The organism is Streptosporangium jomthongense (genome assembly GCF_042650425.1).
Lineage (GTDB): Bacteria > Actinomycetota > Actinomycetes > Streptosporangiales > Streptosporangiaceae > Streptosporangium.
The window spans coordinates 899,575-925,103 of the sequence record NZ_JBHSBC010000032.1 but is presented as its reverse complement, the minus strand read 5'-3'; the positions used below and the strand labels follow the sequence as shown (position 1 = coordinate 925,103).

At 66.1% G+C, this 25,529-nt stretch carries 36 protein-coding genes; all 36 read left to right on the top strand.

From position 1 onward, the window contains the following. The first annotated feature begins 122 nt into the window (after positions 1-122). The 36 genes from ACFOYY_RS29805 (at position 123) to rpsK (ending at position 25,511) form a co-directional block, all read left to right on the top strand. Positions 123-4,010 carry a DNA-directed RNA polymerase subunit beta' gene (locus tag ACFOYY_RS29805; protein WP_352015613.1) on the top strand — a complete coding sequence of 1,296 codons (3,888 nt, stop codon included), beginning with the start codon at positions 123-125 and terminating at the stop codon, positions 4,008-4,010. A 523-nt stretch (positions 4,011-4,533) separates the two neighbouring features. Continuing rightward, positions 4,534-4,905, top strand: coding sequence for a 30S ribosomal protein S12 (gene rpsL / locus ACFOYY_RS29800; RefSeq protein ID WP_012887826.1), 372 nt, complete (start codon positions 4,534-4,536; stop codon positions 4,903-4,905). Positions 4,906-4,907: 2 nt separating this feature from the next. Next, positions 4,908-5,378, top strand: coding sequence for a 30S ribosomal protein S7 (rpsG, locus tag ACFOYY_RS29795; RefSeq protein WP_179819699.1), 471 nt, complete (start codon positions 4,908-4,910; stop codon positions 5,376-5,378). Positions 5,379-5,465: 87 nt separating this feature from the next. After that, positions 5,466-7,514 (top strand): elongation factor G, encoded by a 2,049-nt coding sequence (gene fusA, locus ACFOYY_RS29790; protein WP_386194097.1) that lies wholly within the window; start codon positions 5,466-5,468, stop codon positions 7,512-7,514. Between the two features lie 157 nt (positions 7,515-7,671). Next, positions 7,672-8,865 (top strand): elongation factor Tu, encoded by a 1,194-nt coding sequence (gene tuf / locus ACFOYY_RS29785; protein WP_352015611.1) that lies wholly within the window; start codon positions 7,672-7,674, stop codon positions 8,863-8,865. A gap of 256 nt (positions 8,866-9,121) precedes the next feature. Next, positions 9,122-9,430, top strand: coding sequence for a 30S ribosomal protein S10 (rpsJ, locus tag ACFOYY_RS29780; RefSeq protein ID WP_012887830.1), 309 nt, complete (start codon positions 9,122-9,124; stop codon positions 9,428-9,430). Between the two features lie 14 nt (positions 9,431-9,444). Then, positions 9,445-10,098: a 50S ribosomal protein L3 gene (gene rplC, locus ACFOYY_RS29775; RefSeq protein WP_352015610.1), complete on the top strand. Its 654-nt coding sequence runs from the start codon at positions 9,445-9,447 to the stop codon at positions 10,096-10,098. Beyond that, complete coding sequence (gene rplD / locus ACFOYY_RS29770; protein WP_352015609.1) at positions 10,095-10,742, top strand: 50S ribosomal protein L4; 648 nt, start codon at positions 10,095-10,097, stop codon at positions 10,740-10,742. The genes rplC and rplD overlap by 4 nt, the downstream gene beginning before the upstream one ends. Further along, positions 10,742-11,044: a 50S ribosomal protein L23 gene (gene rplW, locus ACFOYY_RS29765; RefSeq protein WP_352015608.1), complete on the top strand. Its 303-nt coding sequence runs from the start codon at positions 10,742-10,744 to the stop codon at positions 11,042-11,044. Before rplD ends, rplW begins: the two co-directional genes overlap by 1 nt. 92 nt (positions 11,045-11,136) lie before the next feature. After that, positions 11,137-11,973 carry a 50S ribosomal protein L2 gene (rplB, locus tag ACFOYY_RS29760; protein ID WP_352015607.1) on the top strand — a complete coding sequence of 279 codons (837 nt, stop codon included), beginning with the start codon at positions 11,137-11,139 and terminating at the stop codon, positions 11,971-11,973. An 11-nt stretch (positions 11,974-11,984) separates the two neighbouring features. After that, positions 11,985-12,263, top strand: a complete 279-nt coding sequence (rpsS, locus tag ACFOYY_RS29755; RefSeq protein WP_068896536.1) for a 30S ribosomal protein S19 — start codon at positions 11,985-11,987, stop codon at positions 12,261-12,263. Positions 12,264-12,330: 67 nt separating this feature from the next. Then, entirely contained in the window at positions 12,331-12,684 is a 354-nt protein-coding gene (gene rplV, locus ACFOYY_RS29750) for a 50S ribosomal protein L22 (RefSeq protein WP_179819691.1), read from the top strand. Continuing rightward, positions 12,684-13,541 carry a 30S ribosomal protein S3 gene (gene rpsC / locus ACFOYY_RS29745; RefSeq protein WP_352015606.1) on the top strand — a complete coding sequence of 286 codons (858 nt, stop codon included), beginning with the start codon at positions 12,684-12,686 and terminating at the stop codon, positions 13,539-13,541. The genes rplV and rpsC overlap by 1 nt, the downstream gene beginning before the upstream one ends. A gap of 2 nt (positions 13,542-13,543) precedes the next feature. Beyond that, on the top strand, positions 13,544-13,963 hold the full coding sequence (gene rplP, locus ACFOYY_RS29740; RefSeq protein ID WP_184712606.1) for a 50S ribosomal protein L16: 420 nt from the start codon (positions 13,544-13,546) through the stop codon (positions 13,961-13,963). Further along, positions 13,963-14,199: a 50S ribosomal protein L29 gene (rpmC, locus tag ACFOYY_RS29735; protein ID WP_352015605.1), complete on the top strand. Its 237-nt coding sequence runs from the start codon at positions 13,963-13,965 to the stop codon at positions 14,197-14,199. Before rplP ends, rpmC begins: the two co-directional genes overlap by 1 nt. Beyond that, the gene (gene rpsQ, locus ACFOYY_RS29730; RefSeq protein WP_352015604.1) at positions 14,192-14,473 is read left to right on the top strand and encodes a 30S ribosomal protein S17; all 282 of its coding nucleotides are present in this window, start codon (positions 14,192-14,194) and stop codon (positions 14,471-14,473) included. Before rpmC ends, rpsQ begins: the two co-directional genes overlap by 8 nt. A gap of 239 nt (positions 14,474-14,712) precedes the next feature. Next, positions 14,713-15,081, top strand: a complete 369-nt coding sequence (gene rplN / locus ACFOYY_RS29725) for a 50S ribosomal protein L14 (RefSeq protein WP_012887841.1) — start codon at positions 14,713-14,715, stop codon at positions 15,079-15,081. 8 nt (positions 15,082-15,089) lie between these two features. Next, on the top strand, positions 15,090-15,386 hold the full coding sequence (gene rplX, locus ACFOYY_RS29720) for a 50S ribosomal protein L24 (RefSeq protein ID WP_352015618.1): 297 nt from the start codon (positions 15,090-15,092) through the stop codon (positions 15,384-15,386). Further along, a complete protein-coding gene (rplE, locus tag ACFOYY_RS29715; protein WP_352015603.1) occupies positions 15,386-15,967 on the top strand; it encodes a 50S ribosomal protein L5 in 582 nt (193 codons plus the stop codon). Before rplX ends, rplE begins: the two co-directional genes overlap by 1 nt. Positions 15,968-15,969: 2 nt before the next feature. Further along, a complete protein-coding gene (locus ACFOYY_RS29710) occupies positions 15,970-16,155 on the top strand; it encodes a type Z 30S ribosomal protein S14 (RefSeq protein ID WP_012887844.1) in 186 nt (61 codons plus the stop codon). Between the two features lie 145 nt (positions 16,156-16,300). Continuing rightward, positions 16,301-16,699 carry a 30S ribosomal protein S8 gene (rpsH, locus tag ACFOYY_RS29705; RefSeq protein WP_352015602.1) on the top strand — a complete coding sequence of 133 codons (399 nt, stop codon included), beginning with the start codon at positions 16,301-16,303 and terminating at the stop codon, positions 16,697-16,699. A 17-nt stretch (positions 16,700-16,716) separates the two neighbouring features. Next, positions 16,717-17,259, top strand: a complete 543-nt coding sequence (gene rplF, locus ACFOYY_RS29700) for a 50S ribosomal protein L6 (protein WP_352015601.1) — start codon at positions 16,717-16,719, stop codon at positions 17,257-17,259. Between the two features lie 2 nt (positions 17,260-17,261). Beyond that, positions 17,262-17,645: a 50S ribosomal protein L18 gene (gene rplR / locus ACFOYY_RS29695; protein WP_352015600.1), complete on the top strand. Its 384-nt coding sequence runs from the start codon at positions 17,262-17,264 to the stop codon at positions 17,643-17,645. A gap of 40 nt (positions 17,646-17,685) precedes the next feature. Next, positions 17,686-18,318, top strand: a complete 633-nt coding sequence (rpsE, locus tag ACFOYY_RS29690; protein WP_352015599.1) for a 30S ribosomal protein S5 — start codon at positions 17,686-17,688, stop codon at positions 18,316-18,318. Positions 18,319-18,321: 3 nt separating this feature from the next. Beyond that, positions 18,322-18,504, top strand: a complete 183-nt coding sequence (rpmD, locus tag ACFOYY_RS29685) for a 50S ribosomal protein L30 (protein WP_068896549.1) — start codon at positions 18,322-18,324, stop codon at positions 18,502-18,504. Between the two features lie 2 nt (positions 18,505-18,506). Continuing rightward, the gene (gene rplO / locus ACFOYY_RS29680) at positions 18,507-18,962 is read left to right on the top strand and encodes a 50S ribosomal protein L15 (protein ID WP_352015598.1); all 456 of its coding nucleotides are present in this window, start codon (positions 18,507-18,509) and stop codon (positions 18,960-18,962) included. A 191-nt stretch (positions 18,963-19,153) separates the two neighbouring features. Then, entirely contained in the window at positions 19,154-20,470 is a 1,317-nt protein-coding gene (gene secY, locus ACFOYY_RS29675; RefSeq protein ID WP_352015597.1) for a preprotein translocase subunit SecY, read from the top strand. Continuing rightward, positions 20,470-21,120 carry an adenylate kinase gene (locus ACFOYY_RS29670; RefSeq protein ID WP_352015596.1) on the top strand — a complete coding sequence of 217 codons (651 nt, stop codon included), beginning with the start codon at positions 20,470-20,472 and terminating at the stop codon, positions 21,118-21,120. The genes secY and ACFOYY_RS29670 overlap by 1 nt, the downstream gene beginning before the upstream one ends. A gap of 123 nt (positions 21,121-21,243) precedes the next feature. Continuing rightward, a complete protein-coding gene (map, locus tag ACFOYY_RS29665; protein WP_352015595.1) occupies positions 21,244-22,062 on the top strand; it encodes a type I methionyl aminopeptidase in 819 nt (272 codons plus the stop codon). Positions 22,063-22,116: 54 nt separating this feature from the next. Then, a complete protein-coding gene (locus ACFOYY_RS29660) occupies positions 22,117-22,533 on the top strand; it encodes a DUF1707 SHOCT-like domain-containing protein (RefSeq protein ID WP_352015594.1) in 417 nt (138 codons plus the stop codon). Between the two features lie 175 nt (positions 22,534-22,708). Beyond that, a complete protein-coding gene (locus ACFOYY_RS29655; protein ID WP_386194037.1) occupies positions 22,709-23,194 on the top strand; it encodes a hypothetical protein in 486 nt (161 codons plus the stop codon). A 202-nt stretch (positions 23,195-23,396) separates the two neighbouring features. After that, positions 23,397-23,924, top strand: a complete 528-nt coding sequence (locus ACFOYY_RS29650) for a class F sortase (RefSeq protein WP_386194034.1) — start codon at positions 23,397-23,399, stop codon at positions 23,922-23,924. A 187-nt stretch (positions 23,925-24,111) separates the two neighbouring features. Continuing rightward, the gene (gene infA / locus ACFOYY_RS29645) at positions 24,112-24,333 is read left to right on the top strand and encodes a translation initiation factor IF-1 (RefSeq protein WP_012887858.1); all 222 of its coding nucleotides are present in this window, start codon (positions 24,112-24,114) and stop codon (positions 24,331-24,333) included. Between the two features lie 24 nt (positions 24,334-24,357). Beyond that, positions 24,358-24,471, top strand: a complete 114-nt coding sequence (rpmJ, locus tag ACFOYY_RS29640; RefSeq protein WP_003956441.1) for a 50S ribosomal protein L36 — start codon at positions 24,358-24,360, stop codon at positions 24,469-24,471. A gap of 209 nt (positions 24,472-24,680) precedes the next feature. Then, positions 24,681-25,061, top strand: coding sequence for a 30S ribosomal protein S13 (gene rpsM, locus ACFOYY_RS29635; protein WP_184712621.1), 381 nt, complete (start codon positions 24,681-24,683; stop codon positions 25,059-25,061). A gap of 45 nt (positions 25,062-25,106) precedes the next feature. Next, positions 25,107-25,511, top strand: a complete 405-nt coding sequence (gene rpsK, locus ACFOYY_RS29630; protein ID WP_020542285.1) for a 30S ribosomal protein S11 — start codon at positions 25,107-25,109, stop codon at positions 25,509-25,511. Positions 25,512-25,529 lie beyond the last annotated feature (18 nt).

Genomic DNA, 25,529 nt, shown 5'->3' with positions numbered 1-25,529 from the left:
AGATGCGCGACACCGACGAGGACGTCTTCCGCGCCGCCGAAGAGCTCGGCATCGACCTGTCCCGGCGCGAGCCGAGCAGCGTCGAAGAGGTCTGATCTAGAAGCTGAGGAGGGGAACAACACATGCTGGACGTCAACTTCTTCGACGAGCTTCGGATCGGCCTCGCGACGGCTGACGACATCCGCCAGTGGTCGCACGGTGAGGTCAAGAAGCCCGAGACCATCAACTACCGGACCCTCAAGCCCGAGAAGGACGGACTCTTCTGCGAGAAGATCTTCGGTCCGACCCGGGACTGGGAGTGCTACTGCGGCAAGTACAAGCGCGTGCGCTTCAAGGGCATCATCTGTGAGCGATGTGGCGTCGAGGTCACCCGTGCCAAGGTGCGTCGTGAGCGGATGGGCCACATCGAGCTGGCCGCGCCCGTCACGCACATCTGGTACTTCAAGGGCGTCCCGTCCCGTCTGGGATACCTGCTCGACCTGGCCCCGAAGGACCTGGAGAAGGTCATCTACTTCGCGGCCTACATGATCACGCATGTCGACAAGGAGATGCGCGACCGCGACCTGCCGTCGCTGGAGGCGAAGATCTCGGTCGAGCGCCAGCACGTCGAGCAGCGTCGTGACGCCGACGTCGAGGCCAGGCAGAAGAAGCTCGAAGGCGACCTGACCGAGCTTGAGGCCGCGGGCGCCAAGGGCGACCAGCGCCGCAAGGTCCGTGAGGGCGCCGAGCGCGAGATGCGCCAGCTTCGCGACCGGGCCCAGCGTGAGCTGGACCGTCTCGACGAGGTCTGGAGCCGCTTCAAGAACCTCAAGGTTCAGGACCTTGAGGGCGACGAGCTGCTCTACCGCGAGATGCGCGACCGTTTCGGCCGCTACTTCCGCGGTGGCATGGGCGCCCAGGCCATCCAGGAGCGCCTGACCAACTTCGACCTCGAACTTGAGGCCGAGAACCTCCGCGAGACGATCCGCAGCGGCAAGGGCCAGAAGAAGGCCCGCGCGCTCAAGCGTCTCAAGGTCGTCTCCGCGTTCCTGAACACCCGCAACTCGCCCAACGGCATGGTGCTGGACTGCATCCCGGTCATCCCGCCGGACCTGCGCCCCATGGTGCAGCTCGACGGTGGCCGGTTCGCGACCTCGGACCTGAACGACCTGTACCGCCGTGTGATCAACCGGAACAACCGCCTCAAGCGTCTTCTCGACCTCGGCGCCCCCGAGATCATCGTGAACAACGAGAAGCGGATGCTCCAGGAGGCCGTCGACGCGCTGTTCGACAACGGCCGTCGCGGCCGTCCGGTCACCGGTCCCGGCAACCGCCCGCTGAAGTCCCTCAGTGACATGCTGAAGGGCAAGCAGGGTCGTTTCCGTCAGAACCTGCTGGGCAAGCGTGTCGACTACTCCGGCCGTTCGGTCATCGTCGTCGGCCCGCAGCTGAAGCTGCACCAGTGCGGTCTGCCCAAGCAGATGGCGCTGGAGCTGTTCAAGCCGTTCGTGATGAAGCGTCTGGTCGACCTGAACCACGCGCAGAACATCAAGTCGGCCAAGCGGATGGTCGAGCGTGCGCGCCCGGTCGTGTGGGACGTCCTCGAAGAGGTCATCACCGAGCACCCCGTGCTGCTCAACCGCGCGCCGACGCTGCACCGCCTGGGCATCCAGGCCTTCGAGCCGCAGCTGGTCGAGGGCAAGGCCATCCAGATCCACCCGCTCGTCTGCACCGCGTTCAACGCGGACTTCGACGGTGACCAGATGGCCGTGCACCTGCCGCTGTCCGCGGAGGCGCAGGCCGAGGCCCGCATCCTGATGCTGTCCACCAACAACATCCTGAAGCCGGCCGACGGCAAGCCGGTGACCATGCCCACCCAGGACATGATCATCGGTCTGTACTCCCTGACCACCATCAAGGACGACGACGAGGACGCTCCGGGACACGGCCGGGTCTTCGGTTCGGTCTCCGAGGCGCTCATGGCCTTCGACCGGCGCGAGCTGGACATCCAGGCCAAGATCCAGATCCGGATGAAGGGTGACGTCCCGCCGCCTCGCGGTTGGGCCGCCCCCGAGGGCTGGGAGCCGAACGAGCCGTACCGGCTGGAGACCACGCTGGGCCGCTGCCTGTTCAACCAGACGCTGCCCGCGAACTACCCCTACGTCAACTCGCAGGTCGGCAAGAAGCAGCTGTCCGCGATCGTCAACGAGCTGGCGGAGAAGTACCCGAAGGTCGAGGTCGCCGCGGCGCTCGACGCGCTCAAGGACGCGGGCTTCTACTGGGCGACCAGGGCCGGTGTGACGATCTCCATCGAGGACGTCATCGCGCCGCCGAACAAGTCCACGATCATGGAGACGTACGAGCGCAGGGCCGACAAGGTCCAGCGTGAGTACGAGCGCGGTCTCATCACCGACGAGGAGCGCCGTCAGGAGCTCATCGAGATCTGGACGCACGCGACCAGTGACGTGACCGACGACATGCAGAAGGCGTTCCCGAAGACCAACCCGGTCTGGATGATGGTCCAGTCGGGCGCCCGAGGAAACCTGATGCAGGTCCGTCAGATCTCCGGCATCCGTGGTCTGGTGTCCAACACCAAGGGTGAGACGATCCCGCGTCCGATCAAGGCCTCCTTCCGCGAGGGCCTGTCGGTGCTGGAGTACTTCATCTCCACCCACGGACAGCGAAAGGGTCTGGCCGACACCGCGCTGCGGACCGCCGACTCGGGTTACCTGACCCGTCGTCTGGTGGACGTCGCACAGGACGTCATCGTTCGCGAGATCGACTGCGGCACCGACCGCGCGGTCCCGCTGAACGTCGGCGAGCGCGACGCCCAGGGCAACCTGGTCAAGGCTGAGAACGCCGAGAGCAACGTGCACGGCCGCATCCTGGCCGAGGACGTCGAGGTGGACGGCAAGATCATCGCGAACGCCGGCGTCGACATCGGCGACGCCCAGGTCAGCGCGCTGGTCGAGGCCGGTATCGAGACCGTCAGGACCCGCAGCGCTCTCGTCTGCGAGGCCAAGATCGGTGTCTGCGCCACCTGCTACGGCCGTTCGCTGGCCACCGGCAAGCTCGTGGACGTCGGCGAGGCGGTCGGCATCATCGCCGCCCAGTCGATCGGTGAGCCCGGCACCCAGCTGACGATGCGTACCTTCCACACCGGTGGTGTGGCCGGTGCGGACATCACCCACGGTCTGCCCCGTGTCCAGGAGCTCTTCGAGGCGCGCGTCCCCAAGGGCGTCGCCCCGATCAGCGAGGCCGAGGGTCGGGTCCGCATCGACGAGACCGACAAGACCCGGAAGATCGTGATCGTCCCGGACGACGGTTCGGACGAGATCGCCTACCCGGTGTCGATGCGCTCGCGCATGCTGGTCTCCGAGGGACAGCACGTCAAGGTCGGCCAGCAGCTGATCGCCGGTGCCGTCAACCCCAACGAGGTGCTGCGCATCCTCGGCCCCCGGGCCGTGCAGCTGCACCTGGTGGCCGAGGTCCAGCAGGTGTACCGCTCGCAGGGTGTGTCGATCCACGACAAGCACATCGAGATCATCGTCAGGCAGATGCTCAAGCGCGTGAACGTGCTTGAGTCGGGTGACTCCGACATGCTGCCCGGCGAGCTCGTCGAGCGGCCGCGCTTCGAGCGGGTCAACCGCGAGTGCGTCGCCGAGGGCGGCACCCCGGCCTCCGGCCGTCCGGTGCTGATGGGTATCACCAAGGCGTCGCTGGCCACCGAGTCCTGGCTGTCGGCGGCGTCCTTCCAGGAGACGACGCGGGTGCTCACCGACGCGGCGATCCACGCCAAGTCGGACTCGCTGCTCGGCCTCAAGGAGAACGTCATCATCGGAAAGCTCATCCCGGCCGGTACCGGCATGCCGCAGTACCGCAACATCCGGGTCGAGCCGACCGAGGAGGCCAAGGCCGCGATGTACACCGTCGGCGGTTACGACGGCTCCGCGGCCGACTACACCTTCGGCTCCGGCTCGGGTGAGGCCGTACCGCTGGAGGAGTACGACTTCGGTCAGTACAACCGCTAGCCGGTAGGCAACGGATCGACGACGGCGCCCGGTTCCCCGAAAGGGGGACCGGGCGCCGTCGCGTCCGGATGCTTTTTGACCGGAACGTTGCCCGGAAAGCCACGAGCTCGTAACCGGAACGGCCGGAGGAGTCCTTGAAGGTGGGTAAACTGTGGCCTGGACCCGACAGCGGCCGGCTGGAAATCGGCTGCGGAGTCGCGACACGAACACGGGCGCTCGCAACGGCGACCGGAGGGCGCAACCGTTTTGACGTGTTGCGTTGGACTAGGTAGTCTTTCCGTTCGTGCCCGTGGCTTCATGGGCTCTCATGCGTGCGCGTCGATAGGTCTCCCGTCTGGGAGTTGACAGAGGCGCCGTATGGCTTCCTCCACCGGAGCGGCCCTCCTCGGGAAGTGGCGCGACAAGTGCGCGACACGCCCGAGCGCGTGGGTCGGAGTGGATGGAAAAACCGCAGGTCATGACACCGGCAGTGCCTGCAAAAGCAACGACATTCGAATCACCGGCAAGCACGAACGGAGACGCGGTGCCTACGATTCAGCAGCTGGTCCGCAAGGGCCGCCAGGACAAGGTCACCAAGACCAAGACCCCGGCGCTCAAGGCCAGCCCTCAGCGACGCGGCACCTGCATGCGCGTTTACACCACGACCCCCAAGAAGCCGAACTCGGCGCTCCGTAAGGTCGCGCGTGTCCGGCTCACCAACGGCATCGAGGTCACGGCCTACATCCCCGGTGTGGGGCACAACCTTCAGGAGCACTCCATCGTGCTCGTGCGTGGCGGTCGTGTGAAGGACCTGCCGGGTGTTCGCTACAAGATCATCCGTGGTTCGCTGGACACCCAGGGTGTTCGTAACCGTAAGCAGGCCCGTAGCCGTTACGGCGCGAAGAAGGAGAAGTAAGAATGCCTCGCAAGGGTTCTCCTGGCCGTCGTCAGCTCATGGCTGACCCGGTCCACAACTCGCCCCTGGTCACCGCCCTCATCAACAAGGTGCTCCTGGACGGCAAGCGCTCCATCGCTCAGTCCATCGTGTACGGCGCCCTTGAGGGTGCCAGGGAGAAGACGGGCAACGACCCGGTCGTCACCCTGAAGCGGGCTCTGGACAACGTCAAGCCGACCCTTGAGGTCCGCAGCCGCCGTGTCGGTGGCGCGACCTACCAGGTTCCGGTCGAGGTGCGCGCCGCGCGCAGCACCACCCTGGCCCTGCGCTGGCTGGTGCAGTACTCCCGCGCCCGCCGCGAGAAGACCATGACCGAGCGCCTCATGAACGAGCTGCTCGACGCCAGCAACGGCCTCGGCGCCAGCGTCAAGAAGCGCGAGGACACCCACAAGATGGCCGAGTCCAACAAGGCCTTCGCCCACTACCGCTGGTAACAGCGGGTTCGACGAGACGACGAGGACGCGAGAGAAGTGGCCACCACGACCGCTCTTGACCTGGCCAAGGTCCGAAACATCGGCATCATGGCCCACATCGACGCGGGCAAGACCACGACGACCGAGCGCATCCTGTTCTACACCGGCATCAACTACAAGCTCGGTGAGGTCCACGAGGGCGCAGCCACGATGGACTGGATGGAGCAGGAGCAGGAGCGTGGTATCACCATCACCTCCGCTGCTACGACCTGCGAGTGGCTCGGCCACACGATCAACATCATCGACACCCCGGGTCACGTGGACTTCACGATCGAGGTGGAGCGCTCGCTCCGCGTCCTCGACGGTGCCGTCGCCGTGTTCGACGGCGTCGCCGGTGTGGAGCCCCAGTCCGAGACGGTCTGGCGTCAGGCCGACCGTTACGGCGTGCCCCGCATCTGCTTCGTCAACAAGATGGACCGTGTCGGCGCGGAGTTCCACCGCTGCGTCGACATGATGGTCAGCCGTCTGCACGCGACCCCCGCGGTCGTCCAGCTTCCCTGGGGCGTCGAGGCCGACTTCAAGGGCGTCATCGACCTGGTGAAGATGAAGGGCCTGCTCTGGAGCGCCGAGGCGGCCAAGGGCGAGATGTACGAGATCGTGGACATCCCGGCCGAGCACGCCGAGGCGGCCCGCGAGTGGCGTGACAAGCTCGTCGAGACCGTCGCCGAGAACGACGACGAGCTGATGGAGCTCTTCCTTGAGGGCGTCGAGCCCACCGAGGAGCAGCTGGTCGCGGCCATCCGCCGCGCGACGCTGGCCAGCGCCATCAACCCGGTCCTGACCGGCACCGCGTTCAAGAACAAGGGCGTTCAGCCCCTCCTCGACGCGATCGTCGCCTACCTCCCCGCCCCGACCGACATCCCGGCCTTCAAGGGCCACGCGGTCGGCAACGAGGAAGAGGTCGTCGAGCGCCACGCGGATGTGAACGAGCCGTTCGCCGCGCTGGCCTTCAAGATCATGAGCGACCAGCACCTGGGCCGTCTCACCTACATCCGCATCTACTCGGGCACGCTCGAGACCGGCACCGCGGTGGTCAACTCGGTGAAGGGCCGCAAGGAGCGGATCGGCAAGATCTACCAGATGCACGCCAACAAGCGCGAGGAGCGCTCGTCGGCGCACGCCGGTCAGATCGTCGCCGTCATGGGTCTGAAGGACACCACCACCGGTGACACCCTGGCCGACCCGGCCAAGCCGGTCGTCCTGGAGTCGATGAACTTCCCGGCTCCGGTCATCAACGTCGCGATCGAGCCCAAGACCAAGGGCGACCAGGAGAAGCTGGGCACCGCGATCCAGCGTCTGGCCGAGGAGGACCCGTCCTTCCAGGTCCGTCGTGACGAGGAGACCGGCCAGACGGTCATCTGGGGTATGGGCGAGCTCCACCTGGAGATCCTCGTCGACCGGATGCGCCGTGAGTTCAAGGTCGAGGCCAACGTCGGTCGCCCGCAGGTGGCCTACCGCGAGACCATCCGCCGCAAGGTGGAGAAGGTCGACTACGTCCACAAGAAGCAGACCGGTGGATCGGGTCAGTTCGCGAAGGTCATCATCGACATCGAGCCGCTGGGCGAGGGCAACGACGGCTACGAGTTCGAGAACAAGGTCTCCGGTGGCCGTATCCCGAGGGAGTACATCCCCTCGGTCGACGCGGGCGCCCAGGAGGCCGCCGAGTTCGGTGTTCTCGCCGGCTACCCCATGGTCGGGGTCAAGGTCACCCTGCAGGACGGTGCCTACCACGAGGTTGACTCGTCCGAAATGGCCTTCAAGATCGCCGGCTCGATGGCCTTCAAGGAGGCCGCGCGCAAGGCGGACGCCGTAATCCTGGAGCCGATGATGGCCGTTGAGGTCACCACGCCCGAGGACTACATGGGTGACGTCATCGGTGACCTCAACGGTCGCCGCGGGCAGATCCAGGCGATGGACGAGCGCGGTGGCAACCGTGTCGTCAGCGCGCTCGTGCCGCTCTCTGAGATGTTCGGCTACGTGGGTGACCTCCGTAGCAAGACGCAGGGACGCGCGAGCTACAGCATGCAGTTCGACTCCTATGCGGAAGTGCCTGCGCACATCGCCAAGGAGATCGTCGCGAAGGTACGGGGCGAGTAAGCCCGGTATCCGCCTCGGTGACGGACGGCGAGAGGATCGCCAACCGCCACCGGGGCGTACGGGCGAGGTTCTCATCGGCGGGTCCCCTCGGGGACGCGCCACCCGAACCCGAGTGAAAAGACGCAAGTCAAGTCAGAATCTCTAAGGAGACAGAGCAGTGGCCAAGGCCAAGTTCGAGCGGACCAAGCCGCACGTAAACATCGGCACCATTGGGCACATCGACCACGGCAAGACCACTCTGACCGCGGCGATCACCAAGGTGCTCCACGAGCGTTACCCGAACCTCAACGAGGCGACCCCGTTCGACAAGATCGACAAGGCGCCGGAGGAGAAGGCTCGTGGTATCACGATCTCCATCGCGCACGTCGAGTACCAGACCGAGCAGCGTCACTACGCCCACGTGGACTGCCCCGGTCACGCCGACTACGTGAAGAACATGATCACCGGTGCGGCTCAGATGGACGGCGCGATCCTCGTGGTCGCCGCCACCGACGGTCCGATGCCGCAGACGAAGGAGCACGTCCTCCTGGCCCGCCAGGTCGGCGTTCCCTACATCGTTGTCGCCCTGAACAAGGCCGACATGGTGGACGACGAGGAGATCCTGGAGCTCGTCGAGCTCGAGGTCCGTGAGCTTCTCTCGGCCCAGGAGTTCCCCGGCGACGACCTGCCGGTCGTTCGCGTCTCCGCGCTCAAGGCGCTGGAGGGCGACGAGAAGTGGGGCGACAGCATCATCGAGCTCATGACCGCGGTGGACGAGAACGTCCCGCAGCCGCAGCGTGAGACCGACAAGCCGTTCCTCATGCCGATCGAGGACGTCTTCTCGATCACCGGTCGCGGCACCGTCGTCACCGGCCGTATCGAGCGCGGCATCATCAAGGTCAACGAGACCGTTGACATCATCGGCATCAAGGACACCAAGACCACCACCACGGTCACCGGTGTCGAGATGTTCCGCAAGCTCCTCGACGAGGGCCAGGCCGGTGACAACGTCGGTCTGCTCCTGCGTGGCATCAAGCGCGAGGACGTTGAGCGCGGCCAGTGCATCATCAAGCCGGGCACCACGACCCCGCACACCGAGTTCGAGGCCCAGGTCTACATCCTGAGCAAGGACGAGGGCGGCCGCCACACGCCGTTCTTCAACAACTACCGTCCGCAGTTCTACTTCCGTACGACTGACGTGACCGGTGTTGTCAACCTGCCCGAGGGCACCGAGATGGTCATGCCTGGCGACAACACTGAGATGAGCGTCCAGCTCATCCAGCCCATCGCCATGGAGGACGGTCTCAAGTTCGCCATCCGCGAGGGTGGCCGCACCGTCGGTGCGGGTCGCGTTACCAAGATCATCAAGTAGTTCGATCGCGGAGTGGCGGTCGGCCCTCATCCCAGGGTCGGCCGCCGCGCCACGAGGAGGCTCGTGCCGTACGGCCCGCGTCTCACGCCCCACGAGAACCGTGATCTCGCAGTTGGTTCGGCCGCACCGTGACCGAACTAACCGCCAGATCACGGAAGAAAGCGCAGATCATCTGCGTCTGCTCCGTGGGACACATTTAGCGGCAACAGGCCGCACGCAACTTTTTCAGACGACAGCGAAGGACACCGAGGCCATTATGGCGGGACAGAAGATCCGCATTCGGCTCAAGGCCTATGACCACGAGGTCATCGACAGCTCGGCCAAGAAGATCGTCGAGACGGTCACGCGGACTGGCGCTAAGGTCGCGGGCCCGGTGCCGCTGCCGACCGAGAAGAACGTGTACTGCGTCATCCGCTCGCCGCACAAGTACAAGGACAGCCGCGAGCACTTTGAGATGCGTACGCACAAGCGGCTGATTGACATCATCGACCCGACGCCGAAGACGGTCGACTCGCTCATGCGACTCGACCTCCCCGCCGGCGTTGACATCTCGATCAAGCTCTGAGGGAACGCACTGACATGGCTAAGCAGATCAAGGGCGTCCTGGGCAAGAAGCTCGGCATGACCCAGGTCTTCGACGCGGACAACCGGATGGTCCCGGTGACCGTCGTTGAGGCCGGTCCGTGCGTCGTGACCCGTGTCCGCACGCCCGAGAAGGACGGCTACTCCGCCGTACAGCTCGGTTTCGGGCAGGTCGACCCGCGGAAGGTCAACAAGCCGCTCGGCGACTACCTGCGCAAGCACGACATCACCCCGCGTCGTTACTTCACGGAGATCCGTACCGACGACGCGAGTGACTACACCCTGGGCCAGGAGGTTCTGGCCGACACCTTCGAGGCGGGCCAGTTCGTCGACGTGACGGGCAAGAGCAAGGGTAAGGGCTACGCCGGTGTCATGAAGCGTCACGGCTTCAAGGGTCTGGGCGCCTCGCACGGTACCCAGCGCAAGCACCGTTCGCCGGGTTCCATCGGCGGCTGCGCCACCCCGGGCCGCGTTTTCAAGGGCCTGCGCATGGCCGGTCGGATGGGTAACGTCCGCACCACCATCCAGAGCCTCAAGGTTCACGCCGTGGACGCCGAGAAGGGCCTCATCCTGATCAAGGGTGCGATCCCCGGCGCCAACGGCAGCCTGGTTCTCCTCCGCACCGCTGCCAAGAAGGGGGCTGCCAAGTGAGCACCATTGACGTCCTCGACGCGAGCGGCGCGAAGTCCGGTACGGTCGACCTCCCCGGCGACGTCTTCGGCGCCAAGGTCAACGTTCCGCTGATCCACCAGGTCGTCGTGGCCCAGCTCGCCGCTCGCCGGCAGGGCACGCACAAGGCCAAGACCCGTGGTGAGGTCAGCGGTGGCGGCAAGAAGCCGTACCGCCAGAAGGGCACCGGCCGCGCCCGTCAGGGTTCGACCCGCGCTCCGCAGTTCACCGGCGGTGGCACCGTCCACGGTCCGGTCCCGAGGGACTACAGCCAGCGGACGCCCAAGAAGATGAAGGCCGCCGCCCTGCGTGGCGCCCTGTCCGACCGGGCCACCGGCGGTCGTGTCCACGTGGTCAGCTCGCTGGTCACCGGGGAGACCCCCAAGACCAAGGTGGCGCTTGAGGCGCTGCGCAAGGTCACGCAGGCCCGCAGCGTCCTGGTCGTCGTCGACGAGGGCGACGAGCTCACCTGGCTGAGCCTGCGCAACGCTCCGGAGGTCCACCTGCTGGACGCCGGGCAGCTGAACACCTACGACGTGCTCTGCTACGACGACGTCGTCTTCACTCAGGAGGCGTACGACCAGGTCGTCGCGCGCCTGAGCCAGAGCGGGAAGGAAGACGCCTGATGGAGAAGATCGCCGACCCGCGTGACATCATCATCAAGCCGATCGTCTCCGAGAAGAGCTACGGCCTGATCGACGAGAACAACAAGTACACGTTCCTGGTGCGGAAGACCGCCAACAAGACGCAGGTGAAGATCGCCATTGAGCAGATCTTCGGCGTCAAGGTGGTCAGTGTGAACACCATCAACCGCCAGGGCAAGCGCAAGCGGACCAAGTTCGGTTACGGCCAGCGCCCCAGCACCAAGCGCGCGATCGTGAGCCTGGTCGAGGGTGACCGTATCGACATCTTCGGCCAGGTCGGCTGACCCGCTCGCTGAAGTAAGGAACAGGGAGAATGCCCCCCGTCTACAGCGGGGGGCATTCGACCGGATTAACCGACGAAGGATGAACGAAAAAGATGGGCATCCGTAAACTCAAGCCGACGACCCCGGGTCGCCGCGGCGCCAGTGTCTCGGACTTCGCCGAGATCACGCGCAGCACGCCCGAGAAGTCGCTGCTTGCCCCCTTGCACAGCAAGGGAGGGCGCAACGTCCACGGCCGGGTGACCGCTCGTCACCAGGGTGGTGGCCACAAGCGCGCCTACCGGATCATCGACTTCCGGCGCCATGACAAGGACGGGATCCCGGCCAAGGTCGCTCACATCGAGTACGACCCCAACCGCACCTCCCGGATCGCGCTGCTGCACTACGCCGACGGGGAGAAGCGCTACATCCTCTGCCCGACCGGTCTGAAGCAGGGCGACAAGATCGAGAACGGCCCCACGGCCGACATCAAGCCCGGCAACTGCCTGCCGCTGCGCAACATCCCGACCGGTACCTTCATCCACGCGGTGGAGCTCCGTCCGGGCGGCGGCGCCAAGCTGGGCCGGTCCGCCGGCGCGCAGATCCAGCTCCTCGCCAAGGAGGGGCAGTACGCCACGCTGCGTATGCCCTCCGGCGAAATGCGCCAGGTCGACGTCCGCTGCCGGGCCTCCATCGGCCAGGTCGGCAACGCCGAGCAGGCGAACATCAACTGGGGTAAGGCCGGCCGCATGCGGTGGAAGGGCAAGCGCCCCACCGTCCGCGGTGTCGCGATGAACCCGGTCGACCACCCGCACGGTGGTGGTGAGGGTAAGACCTCTGGTGGTCGTCACCCCGTGAACCCGAAGGGCAAGCCCGAGGGTCGTACCCGTGCGGCGAACAAGGCCAGCGACCGGCTGATCATCCGTCGTCGGACCAAGCGGAAGAAGCGGTAGGAGCAGCCAAAATGCCACGTAGCCTTAAGAAGGGTCCCTTCGTGGACGACCACCTTCAGAAGAAGGTGGATGCCCAGAACGAGAAGGGCACTAAGAACGTCATCAAGACGTGGTCGCGGCGCTCCATGATCGTTCCCGACATGATCGGGCACACGATCGCCGTTCACGACGGCCGCAAGCACGTCCCGGTCTTCGTGACCGAGGCGATGATCGGCCACAAGCTCGGTGAGTTCGCGCCCACGCGGACCTTCCGCAGCCACGTCAAGGAAGACCGCCGCAGCCGGCGGTAAGCGCCTCACAGGACGGCAGGTCATGCCGGCCGTCCCACACGAAGCAGAAGGTTAAGAGGAGTAAGCGATGGAAGCCAGGGCTCAGGTGCGGTTCGCGCGCCACACGCCCATGAAGGCCCGCCGTGTGGTGGACCTCATTCGCGGGCTGCCCGCTTCGGAGGCGCAGGCCGTGCTGCAGTTCGCTCCCCAGGCGGCGAGCGAGACCGTGTACAAGGTGCTGTCCAGCGCCATTGCGAACGCGGAGCACAACTTCAAGCTCGACCGCGACACGCTCTTCGTGAGCCGTGCGTGGGTCGACGAGGGCCCGACGCTGAAGCGGTTCCGTCCCCGCGCTCAGGGTCGTGCCTATCGGATCAACAAGCGGACGAGCCACATCACCGTGATCGTGGAGTCCCGCGAGCCGAAGGGGAGGACCCGCTAGTGGGTCAGAAGGTCAACCCGCACGGGTTCCGCCTCGGCATCACGACCGACTTCAAGAGCCGGTGGTATGCCGACAAGCTCTACAAGTCGTACGTCGCCGAGGACGTGGCGATCCGCCGCATGCTCAAGAAGGGCATGGAGCGGGCCGGCATCTCCAAGGTGGAGATCGAGCGGACCACCGACCGGGTTCAGGTCGACATTCACACCGCCCGTCCGGGCATCGTCATCGGCCGCCGCGGCGCCGAGGCGGACCGGATTCGCGGTGACCTTGAGAAGCTGACCAAGAAGCAGGTCCAGCTGAACATCCTTGAGGTCAAGAACCCCGAGATCGACGCTCAGCTCGTCGCCCAGGGCGTCGCCGAGCAGCTGTCCAGCCGTGTCTCCTTCCGCCGCGCCATGCGCAAGGCGATGCAGTCGGCCATGAAGAGCGGCGCCAAGGGCATCCGGGTGCAGTGCTCCGGTCGTCTCGGCGGCGCTGAGATGTCGCGTTCGGAGTTCTACCGCGAGGGCCGCGTGCCCCTGCACACGCTCCGCGCCGACATCGACTACGGCCTCTACGAGGCCCGCACCACCTTCGGCCGCATCGGCGTGAAGGTGTGGATCTACAAGGGTGAGGCTCCGACCAGCCGCGCCGAGCGCGAGGCGGCCGCCGCCGGTGCCCGTGCGGGGCAGCGTCGCGACCGTGACGACCGTCGTGGTGGCCCCGGTGGGGACCGTCCGCGTCGTGGCGGCGCCGGTGGCGACCGTCCGCGTCGTGGTGGCGCCGGCCGCGGTGACCGTGGCCCCAGGAACGAGGCGGCCTCCCAGGCCACCCCCGAGACCGGCCCGGCTGCGCAGCCGGGTGCTGAAGGGAGCTGACCATGCTGATCCCGCGCAGGGTCAAGCACCGCAAGCAGCACCGGCCCGACCGTCACGGCGCCGCCAAGGGTGGCACCAGGGTCGTGTTCGGCGAGTACGGCATCCAGGCGATTGAGCACTCCTACGTGACCAACCGCCAGATCGAGTCGGCTCGTATCGCCATGACCCGTCACATCAAGCGTGGCGGAAAGGTCTGGATCAACATCTTCCCGGACCGTCCCCTCACCAAGAAGCCCGCTGAGACCCGCATGGGTTCCGGTAAGGGTTCGCCGGAGTGGTGGATCGCCAACGTCAAGCCCGGTCGCGTCATGTTCGAGCTGTCGGGTGTCGCCGAGCCCGTGGCCCGCGAGGCCATGCGTCGCGCGATGCACAAGCTCCCGATGAAGTGCCGGTTCGTCAAGCGTGAAGTGGGTGAGGCGTGATGGCTAAGGGCCTGACCGCCGGTGAGCTGCGAGCGGAGGACCAGGACACCCTGGTTCAGAAGCTGAAGGAAGCCAAGGAGGAGCTGTTCAACCTCCGCTTCCAGGCCGCGACCGGCCAGTTGGAGAGCCACGGGCGGCTGCGCGCCGTCCGCCGCGAGATCGCCCGTATCTACACCGTGATGCGCGAGCGGGAGCTTGGCATCGTGACGGTCGAGAAGGAGTCGGTCGATGGCTGAGACAACTGAGAACACGAACGAGGCGCGTAACTACCGCAAGACCCGCGAGGGTCTGGTGGTCAGTGACAAGATGGACAAGACCGTCGTCGTCGCTGTCGAGGACCGCGTCAAGCACCCCCTGTACGGCAAGGTCATCCGTAGGACGACCAAGTACAAGGCGCACGACGAGGCCAACTCGTGCGGCGTCGGCGACCGCGTTCTCCTGATGGAGACCCGGCCGCTGTCCGCCAGCAAGCGCTGGCGGGTCGTCGAGATCCTCGAACGCGCCAAGTAACAAGACGCGCCTCGTGGGGGGTGACCTGATCACCCCCCATGACGGTGTCCAAGGGAACGGGGACGATCCTCGTTCCGCCTGCGGCGGCGGTGGTGCGGACACGGACGCTCATCCGGGCACGGGAAGTGCCCGGCGGGTGGCCGGCCGTACGGCTGTCGCCGGGGGAAAAAGACCACAGCAGTTCCGCAAGGCTTGCCCGGCACACGGGTGAGAACCGGCGAGACAAACAGGAGTTATAGGTGATTCAGCAGGAGTCGCGACTCAAGGTCGCCGACAACACGGGTGCGAAGGAAGTCCTTTGCATTCGTGTGCTCGGTGGCTCGGGTCGGCGCTACGCGGGAATCGGCGACATCATCGTCGCCACGGTCAAGGACGCCATTCCTGGCGGCACCGTGAAGAAGGGCGACGTCGTCAAGGCGGTCATCGTCCGTACTGTCAAGGAGCGCCGCCGGCCCGACGGCTCCTACATCCGCTTCGACGAGAACGCCGCCGTGATCATCAAGGACAGCGGCGACCCTCGTGGGACGCGTATCTTCGGCCCCGTCGGACGCGAGCTGCGCGACAAGAAGTTCATGCGCATCATCTCGCTCGCCCCGGAGGTGTTGTAATGCCGAATCTGCATGTCAAGAAGGGCGACCTGGTCCTCGTCATCGCCGGCAAGGACAAGGGCGCCAAGGGTCGTGTGATCGCCGCCTACCCGCGCGAGGACCGCGTGGTCGTCGAGGGCGTCAACATGATCAAGAAGCACTCCAAGGAGACCCACCAGGGCCCGCGTGGCGCCAAGAGCGGCGGCGTGCAGACCATGGAGGCTCCCATCCACGTGAGCAACGTCAAGAAGCTCAAGGGTGACGAGAAGCCCGCCAAGAAGGAGTCGGCGAAGGCGGACTCCGACGAGTCGGGTGAGGACAACTGATGACCGCCAACACCACCGAGGCCGTCGCGACGAGGCCCCTCCCGCGCCTCAAGCAGCGTTACCGCGAGGAGATCATCGCGAAGCTGCAGGAGCAGTTCGGGTACGAGAACGTCATGCTGATCCCCACGATCACCAAGATCAAGGTGAACATGGGTGTCGGCGAGGCCGCGCGTGACTCGAAGCTCATCGACGGCGCCGTTCGTGACCTGACCTCCATCACCGGCCAGAAGCCGGCCGTCGTGCGGGCCCGCAAGTCCATCGCCCAGTTCAAGCTGCGCGAGGGCATGCCGATCGGCGCCCACGTGACGCTGCGCGGCGACCGCATGTGGGAGTTCCTCGACCGTCTGCTGTCGCTGGCGCTGCCCCGCATCCGTGACTTCCGCGGTCTGTCGCCGAAGCAGTTCGACGGCAACGGCAACTACACCTTCGGTCTGACCGAGCAGGTCATGTTCCACGAGATCGACCAGGACAAGGTCGACCGTCAGCGTGGTATGGACATCACGGTCGTGACCACCGCTAAGACCGACGACCAGGGCCGGGCGCTGCTGAAGCTTCTCGGTTTCCCCTTCAAGGAGGCCTGATCATGGCGAAGACGTCGCTGAAGGTCAAGGCTGCTCGCAAGGCCAAGTTCGAGGTCCGGGCGTACACTCGGTGCTCGCGCTGTGGTCGTCCCCGCGCCGTCTACAGGAAGTTCGGCCTGTGCCGCATCTGCTTCCGCGAGATGGCGCACCGGGGCGAGCTGCCCGGCATCACCAAGTCGAGCTGGTAGTCTCCGCGCGGCCCGGTGGGTCTCTCACCGGGCCCCCGCGGTGCCAGCCGTACAAGTAAGTCGATATTCACCGGGCGCTGTCTCAAGCGCCCATGACCGCACCGAAGGTCCCCTGGGGAAACCGCGGTGAGGAAGGCCACCGGCCATGACGATGACCGACCCGATCGCAGACATGCTCACGCGTCTGCGAAACGCGAACTCGGCGTACCACGACACCGTGGCCATGCCGTACTCGAAGATCAAGGCGCACATCGCCGAGATCCTCCAGCAGGAGGGTTACATCCAGTCCTGGAGCGTCGAGGACGCCAAGGTCGGAAAGAACCTCGTGGTGGAGCTCAAGTTCGGGCCGAGCCGTGAGCGTTCGCTGACGGGCCTGCGCCGGGTTTCCAAGCCCGGTCTGCGGGTCTACGCGAAGAAGGACAACCTGCCCCGTGTCCTGGGAGGACTGGGCGTCGCGATCATCTCGACGTCCGGTGGCCTCATGACCGACAAGCAGGCCGGCAAGCGTGGAGTGGGCGGGGAAGTCCTCGCCTTCGTTTGGTAGAAGGGAGAAATCACAGCATGTCGCGAATCGGACGGCTGCCCATCCCTGTACCGAACGGCGTGGACGTCGCCATCGACGGCCGGGAAGTCACGGTCAAGGGCCCCAAGGGCACGCTCTCACACAAGGTCGCTGAGCCGATCGACGTCGCCAAGGGAGACGACGGTGCTGTCACCGTCAGCCGCCCCAACGACGAGAACAAGGTCCGTGCGCTGCACGGCCTGTCCCGCACGCTGATCGCCAACATGGTGACCGGTGTGACCCAGGGTTACTCCAAGACCCTGGAAATCGTGGGTGTCGGTTACCGCGTGCAGGCCAAGGGCCCGACTCAGCTTGAGTTCGCCCTCGGCTTCAGCCACCCGGTGATCGTGGACGCCCCCGAGGGTGTCACCTTCCGCGTCGAGAAGCCGACCCTGTTCCACGTGGACGGCATCGACAAGCAGAAGGTCGGCGAGGTCGCCGCGAACATCCGTAAGCTGCGCAAGCCCGACCCGTACAAGGGCAAGGGTGTGCGCTACCAGGGCGAGGTTGTCCGCCGCAAGGTCGGAAAGGCTGGTAAGTAGGCATGGCTGGCAAGACTGCGTTCGGCAAGCACACGGCCGCCCGCGCCGTCTCGCGGGCCCGCCGTCACGGCCGAGTCCGCAAGAAGGTGGTCGGTACGGCCGCGCGTCCGCGCCTGGTCGTCAACCGCTCGACGCGGCACCTGTTCGTGCAGATCGTCGACGACTCACAGGGTCACACGCTGGTGAGCGCCTCCACCATGGACGCCACCCTGCGCACGGTGACCGGTGACAAGACCGAGAAGGCGAAGCAGGTCGGCGAGCTTCTCGCTCAGCGGGCCAAGGCTGCCGGGATCACCGCGGTCGTCTTCGACCGTGGTGGAAACCGTTACGCGGGCCGCCTGGCGGCTCTCGCGGACAGCGCCCGCGAAGCCGGGCTGGAGTTCTGATGGCCCGTACTGACAAGAGCAACGAGAAGAGGAACCACTGATGGCTGGAGCTCCGCGTCGCGGTGGCGCCGCCGGTGGCGAGCGGCGTGACGGTCGTCGTGACGATCGCCGCGGTGGCAGCGCTGACAAGGGCGTCTCGTACATCGAGCGCGTAGTGAAGATCAACCGAGTGGCCAAGGTCGTGAAGGGTGGTCGTCGCTTCAGCTTCACCGCCCTCGTCATCGTCGGTGACGGCAACGGCATGGTCGGCGTCGGCTACGGCAAGGCCAAGGAAGTCCCCGCGGCCATCGCCAAGGGCGTCGAAGAGGCCAAGAAGCACTTCTTCCGGGTGCCGCGCATCCAGGGCACCATCCCGCACATTGTGCAGGGTGAGGAGGCCGCCGGCGTGGTCTTCCTGCGCCCGGCCTCGCCCGGTACCGGTGTCATCGCCGGTGGTCCGGTGCGCGCCGTACTGGAGTGCGCGGGCATCCACGACGTGCTGTCCAAGTCGCTCGGCTCGGACAACCCGATCAACATCGTGCACGCCACCGTGGCCGCTCTGAAGGGCCTCAGCCGCCCCGAGGAGATCGCGGCCCGCCGTGGCCTGCCCCTGGAGGACGTCGCTCCCAAGGCGATGCTCAAGGCTCGCGCCGAGGGTCTCGCTGAGGCCGCGGCGGCCAAGGCGGTGAGCTAACCGATGGCACGTCTGAAGATCACTCAGGTCCGCTCGAAGATCGGCGGCAAGCAGAATCAGCGTGATTCGCTGCGTTCGCTCGGTCTCAAGCGAATCGGCGACGTCGTCGTCAAGGAGGACCGCCCGGAGATCCGCGGCATGGTCTCCGTGGTGACGCACCTGGTCACCGTGGAAGAGGTCGACTAGACATGGCAGAGAACACTCCGCTCCGTATCCACCACCTGCGTCCGGCTCCTGGCGCCAACAAGGCCAAGGTCCGCAAGGGTCGTGGTGAGGGCTCCAAGGGCAAGACCGCCGGTCGTGGCACCAAGGGCACGCACGCGAGGACCGGGGTTCCCCTCGGTTTCGAGGGTGGCCAGGTTCCGCTGCAGCGTCGCCTGCCCAAGCTGAAGGGCTTCTCCAACGCCCTGTTCAAGACGACCTACCAGGTCGTCAACCTGGACAGGCTCGGCGAGTTGTTCCCCGAAGGTGGCGAGGTCACCGTCGAGGCCCTGGTCGCCAAGGGCGCGGTTCGCAAGAACCAGCTCGTGAAGGTCCTGGGCACCGGTGACATCTCCGTGGCGCTGAACGTGCAGGTGCACGCCTTCTCCGCCAGTGCCAAGGAGAAGATCGCCGCGGCCGGGGGCTCTGTCTCCGAGCTGTAGGACATGGAATTTCACGCATGAAAACGAGGCGCGGGGGCTCATTATGGGCCCCCGCGCCCGTAGTGCGTTAGAGTTCGCTGGACAGCGAGACTCAACTCGTTTCCGTGAGCTCGTTGACACGAGATAGCAAAGATGGACCACCCCCGCACCATCGCTGACCGACATCGCCTTTCAGGCGCGCAGGAGGGCCCGTGCTGACCGCGTTTACCCGAGCGTTCCGTACGCCGGACCTGCGCAATAAGTTGCTCTTCACCTTGGGCATCATCGCGCTGTTCCGGCTGGGTTCGGTGCTTCCGACCCCGGGTGTGAATACGGAGAACATCAGCCGCTGTCTCAGCCAGGCTCAGGCTGGGGATGCGGGCAACATCTACGGAATGGTACAGCTCTTCAGCGGTGGCGCCCTGCTGAAGCTGTCGGTGTTCGCGCTCGGCATCATGCCGTACATCACCGCGAGCATCATTCTGCAGCTCTTGGTCGTGGTGATCCCGCGCCTCGAAGCCCTCAAGAAGGAGGGCCAGGCGGGCCAGACCAAGATCACCCAGTATACGCGGTACCTCACGGTCGGTCTGGCTATTCTCCAGTCGACCGCCTTCATCGCCCTCGCGCGCACCGGCCAGCTGTTCCCGCAGTGCCGTGAGGAGATCCTGCTCGACAAGAACAACATCTTCTCGATCGTCACCATGGTGATCATCATGACCGCGGGCACCGCGGTCATCATGTGGCTGGGCGAGCTGGTCACCGACCGCGGCGTCGGCAACGGCATGTCCATCCTGATCTTCACCCAGGTGATCGCGGTCTTCCCGGTCGAGCTGATGACCATCGCCCGCACCCGCGGCATGTTCGTCTTCAGTGTGGTAATCATCACAGGCATCGCGATGATCGCCCTGGTCGTCATGGTCGAGCAGGCTCAGCGCCGGGTCCCGGTGCAGTACGCCAAGCGCATGGTCGGCCGCAGGATGTACGGCGGCACCTCCACCTACATCCCGCTGAAGGTGAACCAGGCCGGCATCATCCCGGTGATCTTCGCCTCCTCTCTGCTCTACCTTCCGCAGCTGGTCACGACCCTGTTCAGCAACGCTCAGGAAGAGCCGAACGCGGTCGTGCAGTGGATCCAGCAGAACCTGGTCACGGGCGACACCCCCGCCTACATGATCACGTTCTTCCTGTTGATCGTCTTCTTCACCTACTTCTACGTGTCCATTACCTTCAACCCCGTTGAAGTCGCCGACAACATGAAGAAGTACGGTGGGTTCATCCCGGGCATCCGTCCGGGCCGCCCGACGGCTGAGTACCTCAACTATGTGCTCACGCGACTCACCGCTCCTGGCTCGCTCTATCTGGGGCTGATCTCCATGGTGCCGATCGTCGCACTCGCCCTCGTCGGCGCGACCCAGAACTTCCCGTTCGGAGGGACGAGCATTCTGATCATGGTTGGTGTCGGCCTGGACACCGTGAAGCAGATTGAGAGCCAGCTGCAGCAGCGCAACTACGAAGGCTTCCTGAAGTAGTGCGTCTCGTCCTGGTCGGGCCCCCCGGAGCGGGTAAGGGGACACAGGCCCAGTTCATCGCATCGAACCTGTCCATCCCGAAGATCTCGACAGGTGACATCTTCCGCGCCAACGTCTCGGGCGGCACGGAACTCGGCAAGCTTGCCAAGGAGTACATGGACCGTGGCGACCTCGTGCCCGACGAGGTCACCATCGCGATGGTCCGCGACCGCCTCTCGGAGAGCGACGCGCAGGACGGTTTCCTGCTCGACGGCTTCCCCAGGAACGTGCCCCAGGCCGAGATCCTGAAGAAGATGCTTGAGGAGTTCGGCGTCGCGCTGGACATCGTCCTTGAGCTCGTGGTCGACGACGAGGAGGTCGTGCGCAGGCTCGCGGGCCGCCGGACCTGCAGCCAGTGCGGCCGCATCTGGCACGTCGACTTCGACGACAAGAAGGACGACGTCTGCGACGCCTGCGGCGGACGCCTCTACCAGCGCGACGACGACAAGGAGGAGACGATCAGGCACCGCCTGGAGGTCTACCAGGAGCAGACCGCTCCTCTGGTCTCCTTCTACGCCCAGGAGCGCATCCTGGTCGGAGTCGACGCCACCGGTCCGGTGGAAGAGGTCACCCAGCGCGCGATGGAGGCGCTGAGCCCGTACACCGACTAGGGACACTTGTCTCCCCGGCACGCCATCCATGGCAACCCCATGGGTGGCGTGCTGTCGTTTAGGGCACAATCGGGGGAATTGGGCTCCCCGACTGCCCGTTGAATCACCCCAGGGGGTGCACACGTGTTCAAGAAGAACAAGCATGGAATTCAGATCAAGTCGCCCGAGCAGCTGGAGAAGATGCGGGCAGCGGGCCTCGTGGTCGGCCGCACGCTGCAACTGCTCCGCGAGAACGTCCGGCCGGGCGTGACGCCGCTGGACCTCGACGGCATCGCGGAGAAGGCGATCCGGGACGAGGGTGCCATCCCCTCCTTCAAGGGCTACCAGGGTTTTCCCGCGACGATCTGCGCCTCCGTGAACCACGAGGTGGTCCACGGCATCCCGAGCGACCGGCGTCCGCTTCGCGAGGGCGACGTCATCTCCATCGACTGCGGCGCCATCCTGGACGGCTGGCACGGAGACTCGGCGATCACCGTCCCGGTCGGAGAGGTCGACCCCAAACTGACCGAGCTGATGCGGGTCACGGAGGAGGCCATGTGGCGGGGCATCGCCGCGCTCACCGTCGGCCGCCATCTGTCCGACATCGGCCACCAGGTCGAGAAATACGTCCGTTCCCAGGGTCGTTATGGCATCCCCCAGGAGTACGGCGGGCACGGTATCGGCACCGAGATGCACATGGACCCCTGGGTGGCCAACCATGGCAAGCCGGGCAAGGGCCTGCGTTTCGAGCCGGGCATGTGCTTCGCGGTCGAACCGATGGTCAATCTCGGCACCGACAGGACCAGGGTGCTGGCCGACGACTGGACCGTCGTCACCGTCGACGGGAAGGCCTCGGCGCACTTCGAGCACAGCGTTGCCGTGACACATAATGGACCTTGGGTACTGACCGCTCTTGATGGCGGAAAAGAGCGGCTTGCCGAACTGTTGGGCGATGCGGGATAACACGTACCGCCCGCTGATGAGCGGATGTGGTCGACCATGATGCCTGGCCCGGAGATGCGAGCCTCTGACGGTGACCGCGACAAGGTCGCGGGAGTGCTGCGTGAGCACTACGCCCAGGGCAGGCTCACCGGCGAGGAGTTCGACGAGCGGCTCGAACGGCTCTACTCCAGCAGGACCTACGGAGAGCTGGCCAGGCTCACCTCCGATCTTCCCGACGTCGACCTGAGGCGGATGACCGCCGCCCCGGTCCCGGCGAACCCCTCGCGTGAGGCCCAGCGCAGGGGCGTGGCGGCGATGTGGGGCTCCTGGGCCGTGGCCAGCGGTGTCAACTGGGTGATCTGGCTCATCATCGGTGTCACGAACGGCCTCGACTTCCCCTACCCGTGGCCGCTGTGGGTCATGGGTCCGTGGGGCGTCATGCTGCTGGTCGCCACGGTCCTCGGCGGGCGGGGCGGCCACCCGAACCGGTGACGCCAGAGGTCCCATACGCGAAAAGCCCTCTCATGATCCGGTCATGAGAGGGCTTTTCGCGTTGTGTCAGTTCTTTACCGCCGGAGGCAGTTGAGGCTGGTGAGAAGGGGTAGGTGATCGTTGCCGGGGCACCGTCGTGAGGTGGGGGTGGATGATGGGCCTCAGACGAGACCCTGTGGCGGCGGTGAAGGTCCTCCTGGGCGCCGGAGCGGTGATCGTGTTCGCGGGAGGCGCCGCCGTACCGGCCGATGTGCGGGTCACGCCTTCGACGGTCACGCCCGGACAGTCGGTGGCCATAGCCGCGGGGGGCTGCGTCGCTCCGGCGACCGCCTACTCGGCCGCCTTCGCCTCGACCTCGGCGCGACTGAGGGGCAGGGCCGAGACGATGCGCGGGACCGCCCGCATCAACCCCCACGCCGCACCCGGTACCTACGCCGTCACCGTCCGCTGCGTCAGGGGCGGACCGTATGACGGCACCTTCGTCGTCGACGAGCCTCGCCCGGTCCTCGCTCCGGACACCGGGGGCGGCGGCCTGGCGATGCACGCCCCCGGCGGCGCCACCCGCACCGCCTGGCTCTTCGGAGCCCTGGCCATGGTCGTCACGGTCCTCGGGTCGGCCCTGGCGCTGACGCGCGGGCACCGTGGACAGGGCGGCCACTAGACCTCCGTGCCCGTCCGGAACCGTCAGCGCGCGGCATCGGCGGGGCCGCGCCCCGGCCGGGCACGGATTCATCCACCGTTTCGTCCTGTTGTGGGCGCTGGCTCTCGCGGCGGGCTGCGGCGCCGTACCGGGAGGCGAGGCTGTGAGGGGTCCCGCGCGCTCTGTGGCGGCCCAGGCCGGGTCGCCGCCGGGGGAACGGGCAATGGGCGGGCCGGGCTGGCCCGCGCCGATCACACGCCCGCTGGGCCGCGCGGAGCCGACACGCGTGGTGATCCCGCGCATCGGGGTGGACGCCCCGCTCGTGGTGCTCGGCGTGGAGGGGGACGGCAGGCTCGCCGTACCGCCGCTCGACCACGCCGACGCGGCCGGCTGGTACGGCGGCGGCCCGGCCCCGGGGGAGTCCGGCTCCGCGGTCATCGTCGGCCATCTCGACACCAGGACGGGACCGGCGGTCTTCGCCAGGCTCGGCGAGCTGGACCCCGGGGACGCGGTCGGGGTGGTCCGTGCCGACGGCACCGTCGCGGTCTTCGCGGTCGAGCGCGTCGAACAGGCTCCGAAGGACCACTTCCCGGCCGAGCGGGTGTACGGCCCGACGGACGGGCGGCGGCTGAGACTGGTCACCTGCGGGGGCAGCTTTGACCAGGTGAGCCGCTCCTACGCCGACAACGTGATCGTCCACGCCCGGTACCGGGCGGGGTACCGCGCTTCGGATCTGCGGTATTCTGAGTAGCGGTTGTGTCAAGGTACCGGCCGTCTGTTTCGCATTTCATCGCCCGGTGCCGTACACTCCTTCTTCGGTTCACTATGACTCATTGCGCATCGACGGTGTCGCAACCGTCGCTCTCATCGAAGCGCTGGGTCGCGGCTGCGTAGTGTTCCAAGAGCCTCAGACGACCGATCAGTGAAACGCGAGGGACATGGCCAAGAAGGACGGCGCCATCGAGATCGAGGGCACTGTGGTTGAGTCGCTCCCGAACGCGATGTTCAGGGTGCAGCTCGACAACGGCCATAAGGTCCTGGCCCACATCAGCGGGCGGATGCGGATGCACTACATCCGAATCCTTCCTGACGACAGGGTTGTCGTCGAACTGAGCCCCTACGACCTCAGTCGTGGGCGGATCGTCTACCGATACAAGTAAGCGTCTGAGGGACGAATAAGGACTATGAAGGTCAAGCCGAGCGTCAAGAAGATCTGTGACAAGTGCAAGGTGATTCGCCGGCACGGTCGCGTCATGGTGATCTGCGACAACCTGCGCCACAAGCAGCGTCAGGGCTAGTCCAGAAAAGGCCCACACGGAGTCCGCTCATCAGTGGCGGACTCGACCCATGTCGGGCCACAAAGTAATCGCGCCCCACACTCGCGCAGGCGACCTTCGGGTCGTACCACGCGGGAGACCCCCGGTCGGAGGCCGGGGCCCTCACCCCGGGCATGGGGAGGGGAAGCGGGGCGTAGGACCTCCGCCACAACGAAGGAGAATGCCCGACCATGGCTCGCCTGGTTGGCGTCGACCTCCCCCGCGACAAGCGGCTGGAGATCGCTCTCACCTACATTTACGGAATCGGCCGCACCCGCGCGCTTGAGACCCTCAAGGCCACCGGCATCAACGGTGACCTGCGGGTCCACCAGCTCACCGACGAGGAACTGGTGCCGCTGCGCGACTACATCGAGGCCAACTTCAAGATCGAAGGTGACCTCCGCCGTGAGGTCCAGGCCGACATCCGTCGCAAGATCGAGATTCAGTGCTACCAGGGCATCCGGCACCGCCGTGGCCTCCCGGTGCACGGTCAGCGCACGCAGACCAACGCGCGCACCCGTAAGGGCAAGAAGAAGACCGTGGCCGGCAAGAAGAAGCCCGGTAAGAAGTAGTCCGCGTAGCCGCAGGACCGAACACCTCAGGAGTGAAGGCAAGCAATGCCTCCTAAGAGCCGCCAGGGTGCCCCGAAGAAGGTGCGCCGCAAGGAAAAGAAGAACGTCGCTCACGGGCACGCCCACATCAAGAGCACGTTCAACAACACGATCGTCTCGATCACCGACCCGAACGGGAACGTGATCTCCTGGGCCAGCGCCGGCCATGTCGGGTTCAAGGGCTCCCGTAAGTCCACCCCGTTCGCCGCGCAGATGGCCGCCGAGAACGCCGCCCGCCGCGCCATGGAGCACGGCATGCGCAAGGTCGACGTCTTCGTCAAGGGTCCCGGCTCCGGCCGTGAGACCGCGATTCGTTCGCTGCAGGCGACCGGCCTTGAGGTTGGCTCCATTCAGGATGTCACCCCGGTGCCGCACAACGGCTGCCGTCCGCCCAAGCGCCGTCGCGTCTGACGCCCAGGAGAAGATAGA

Excerpts from the sequence above, each read along its gene's own strand:
- ACFOYY_RS29805 (WP_352015613.1), top strand. The coding sequence starts at position 123 with ATGCTGGACGTCAACTTCTTCGACGAGCTTCGGATCGGCCTCGCGACG.
- rpsG (WP_179819699.1), top strand. The coding sequence starts at position 4,908 with ATGCCTCGCAAGGGTTCTCCTGGCCGTCGTCAGCTCATGGCTGACCCG.
- fusA (WP_386194097.1), top strand. The coding sequence starts at position 5,466 with ATGGCCCACATCGACGCGGGCAAGACCACGACGACCGAGCGCATCCTG.
- rpsJ (WP_012887830.1), top strand. The coding sequence starts at position 9,122 with ATGGCGGGACAGAAGATCCGCATTCGGCTCAAGGCCTATGACCACGAG.
- rplC (WP_352015610.1), top strand. The coding sequence starts at position 9,445 with ATGGCTAAGCAGATCAAGGGCGTCCTGGGCAAGAAGCTCGGCATGACC.
- rplW (WP_352015608.1), top strand. The coding sequence starts at position 10,742 with ATGGAGAAGATCGCCGACCCGCGTGACATCATCATCAAGCCGATCGTC.
- rplB (WP_352015607.1), top strand. The coding sequence starts at position 11,137 with ATGGGCATCCGTAAACTCAAGCCGACGACCCCGGGTCGCCGCGGCGCC.
- rpsS (WP_068896536.1), top strand. The coding sequence starts at position 11,985 with ATGCCACGTAGCCTTAAGAAGGGTCCCTTCGTGGACGACCACCTTCAG.
- rplV (WP_179819691.1), top strand. The coding sequence starts at position 12,331 with ATGGAAGCCAGGGCTCAGGTGCGGTTCGCGCGCCACACGCCCATGAAG.
- rplP (WP_184712606.1), top strand. The coding sequence starts at position 13,544 with ATGCTGATCCCGCGCAGGGTCAAGCACCGCAAGCAGCACCGGCCCGAC.
- rpmC (WP_352015605.1), top strand. The coding sequence starts at position 13,963 with ATGGCTAAGGGCCTGACCGCCGGTGAGCTGCGAGCGGAGGACCAGGAC.
- rpsQ (WP_352015604.1), top strand. The coding sequence starts at position 14,192 with ATGGCTGAGACAACTGAGAACACGAACGAGGCGCGTAACTACCGCAAG.
- rplE (WP_352015603.1), top strand. The coding sequence starts at position 15,386 with ATGACCGCCAACACCACCGAGGCCGTCGCGACGAGGCCCCTCCCGCGC.
- ACFOYY_RS29710 (WP_012887844.1), top strand. The coding sequence starts at position 15,970 with ATGGCGAAGACGTCGCTGAAGGTCAAGGCTGCTCGCAAGGCCAAGTTC.
- rpsH (WP_352015602.1), top strand. The coding sequence starts at position 16,301 with ATGACGATGACCGACCCGATCGCAGACATGCTCACGCGTCTGCGAAAC.
- rplF (WP_352015601.1), top strand. The coding sequence starts at position 16,717 with ATGTCGCGAATCGGACGGCTGCCCATCCCTGTACCGAACGGCGTGGAC.
- rplR (WP_352015600.1), top strand. The coding sequence starts at position 17,262 with ATGGCTGGCAAGACTGCGTTCGGCAAGCACACGGCCGCCCGCGCCGTC.
- rpsE (WP_352015599.1), top strand. The coding sequence starts at position 17,686 with ATGGCTGGAGCTCCGCGTCGCGGTGGCGCCGCCGGTGGCGAGCGGCGT.
- rpmD (WP_068896549.1), top strand. The coding sequence starts at position 18,322 with ATGGCACGTCTGAAGATCACTCAGGTCCGCTCGAAGATCGGCGGCAAG.
- rplO (WP_352015598.1), top strand. The coding sequence starts at position 18,507 with ATGGCAGAGAACACTCCGCTCCGTATCCACCACCTGCGTCCGGCTCCT.
- ACFOYY_RS29660 (WP_352015594.1), top strand. The coding sequence starts at position 22,117 with ATGCGAGCCTCTGACGGTGACCGCGACAAGGTCGCGGGAGTGCTGCGT.
- ACFOYY_RS29650 (WP_386194034.1), top strand. The coding sequence starts at position 23,397 with ATGGGCGGGCCGGGCTGGCCCGCGCCGATCACACGCCCGCTGGGCCGC.
- infA (WP_012887858.1), top strand. The coding sequence starts at position 24,112 with ATGGCCAAGAAGGACGGCGCCATCGAGATCGAGGGCACTGTGGTTGAG.
- rpmJ (WP_003956441.1), top strand. The coding sequence starts at position 24,358 with ATGAAGGTCAAGCCGAGCGTCAAGAAGATCTGTGACAAGTGCAAGGTG.
- rpsM (WP_184712621.1), top strand. The coding sequence starts at position 24,681 with ATGGCTCGCCTGGTTGGCGTCGACCTCCCCCGCGACAAGCGGCTGGAG.
- rpsK (WP_020542285.1), top strand. The coding sequence starts at position 25,107 with ATGCCTCCTAAGAGCCGCCAGGGTGCCCCGAAGAAGGTGCGCCGCAAG.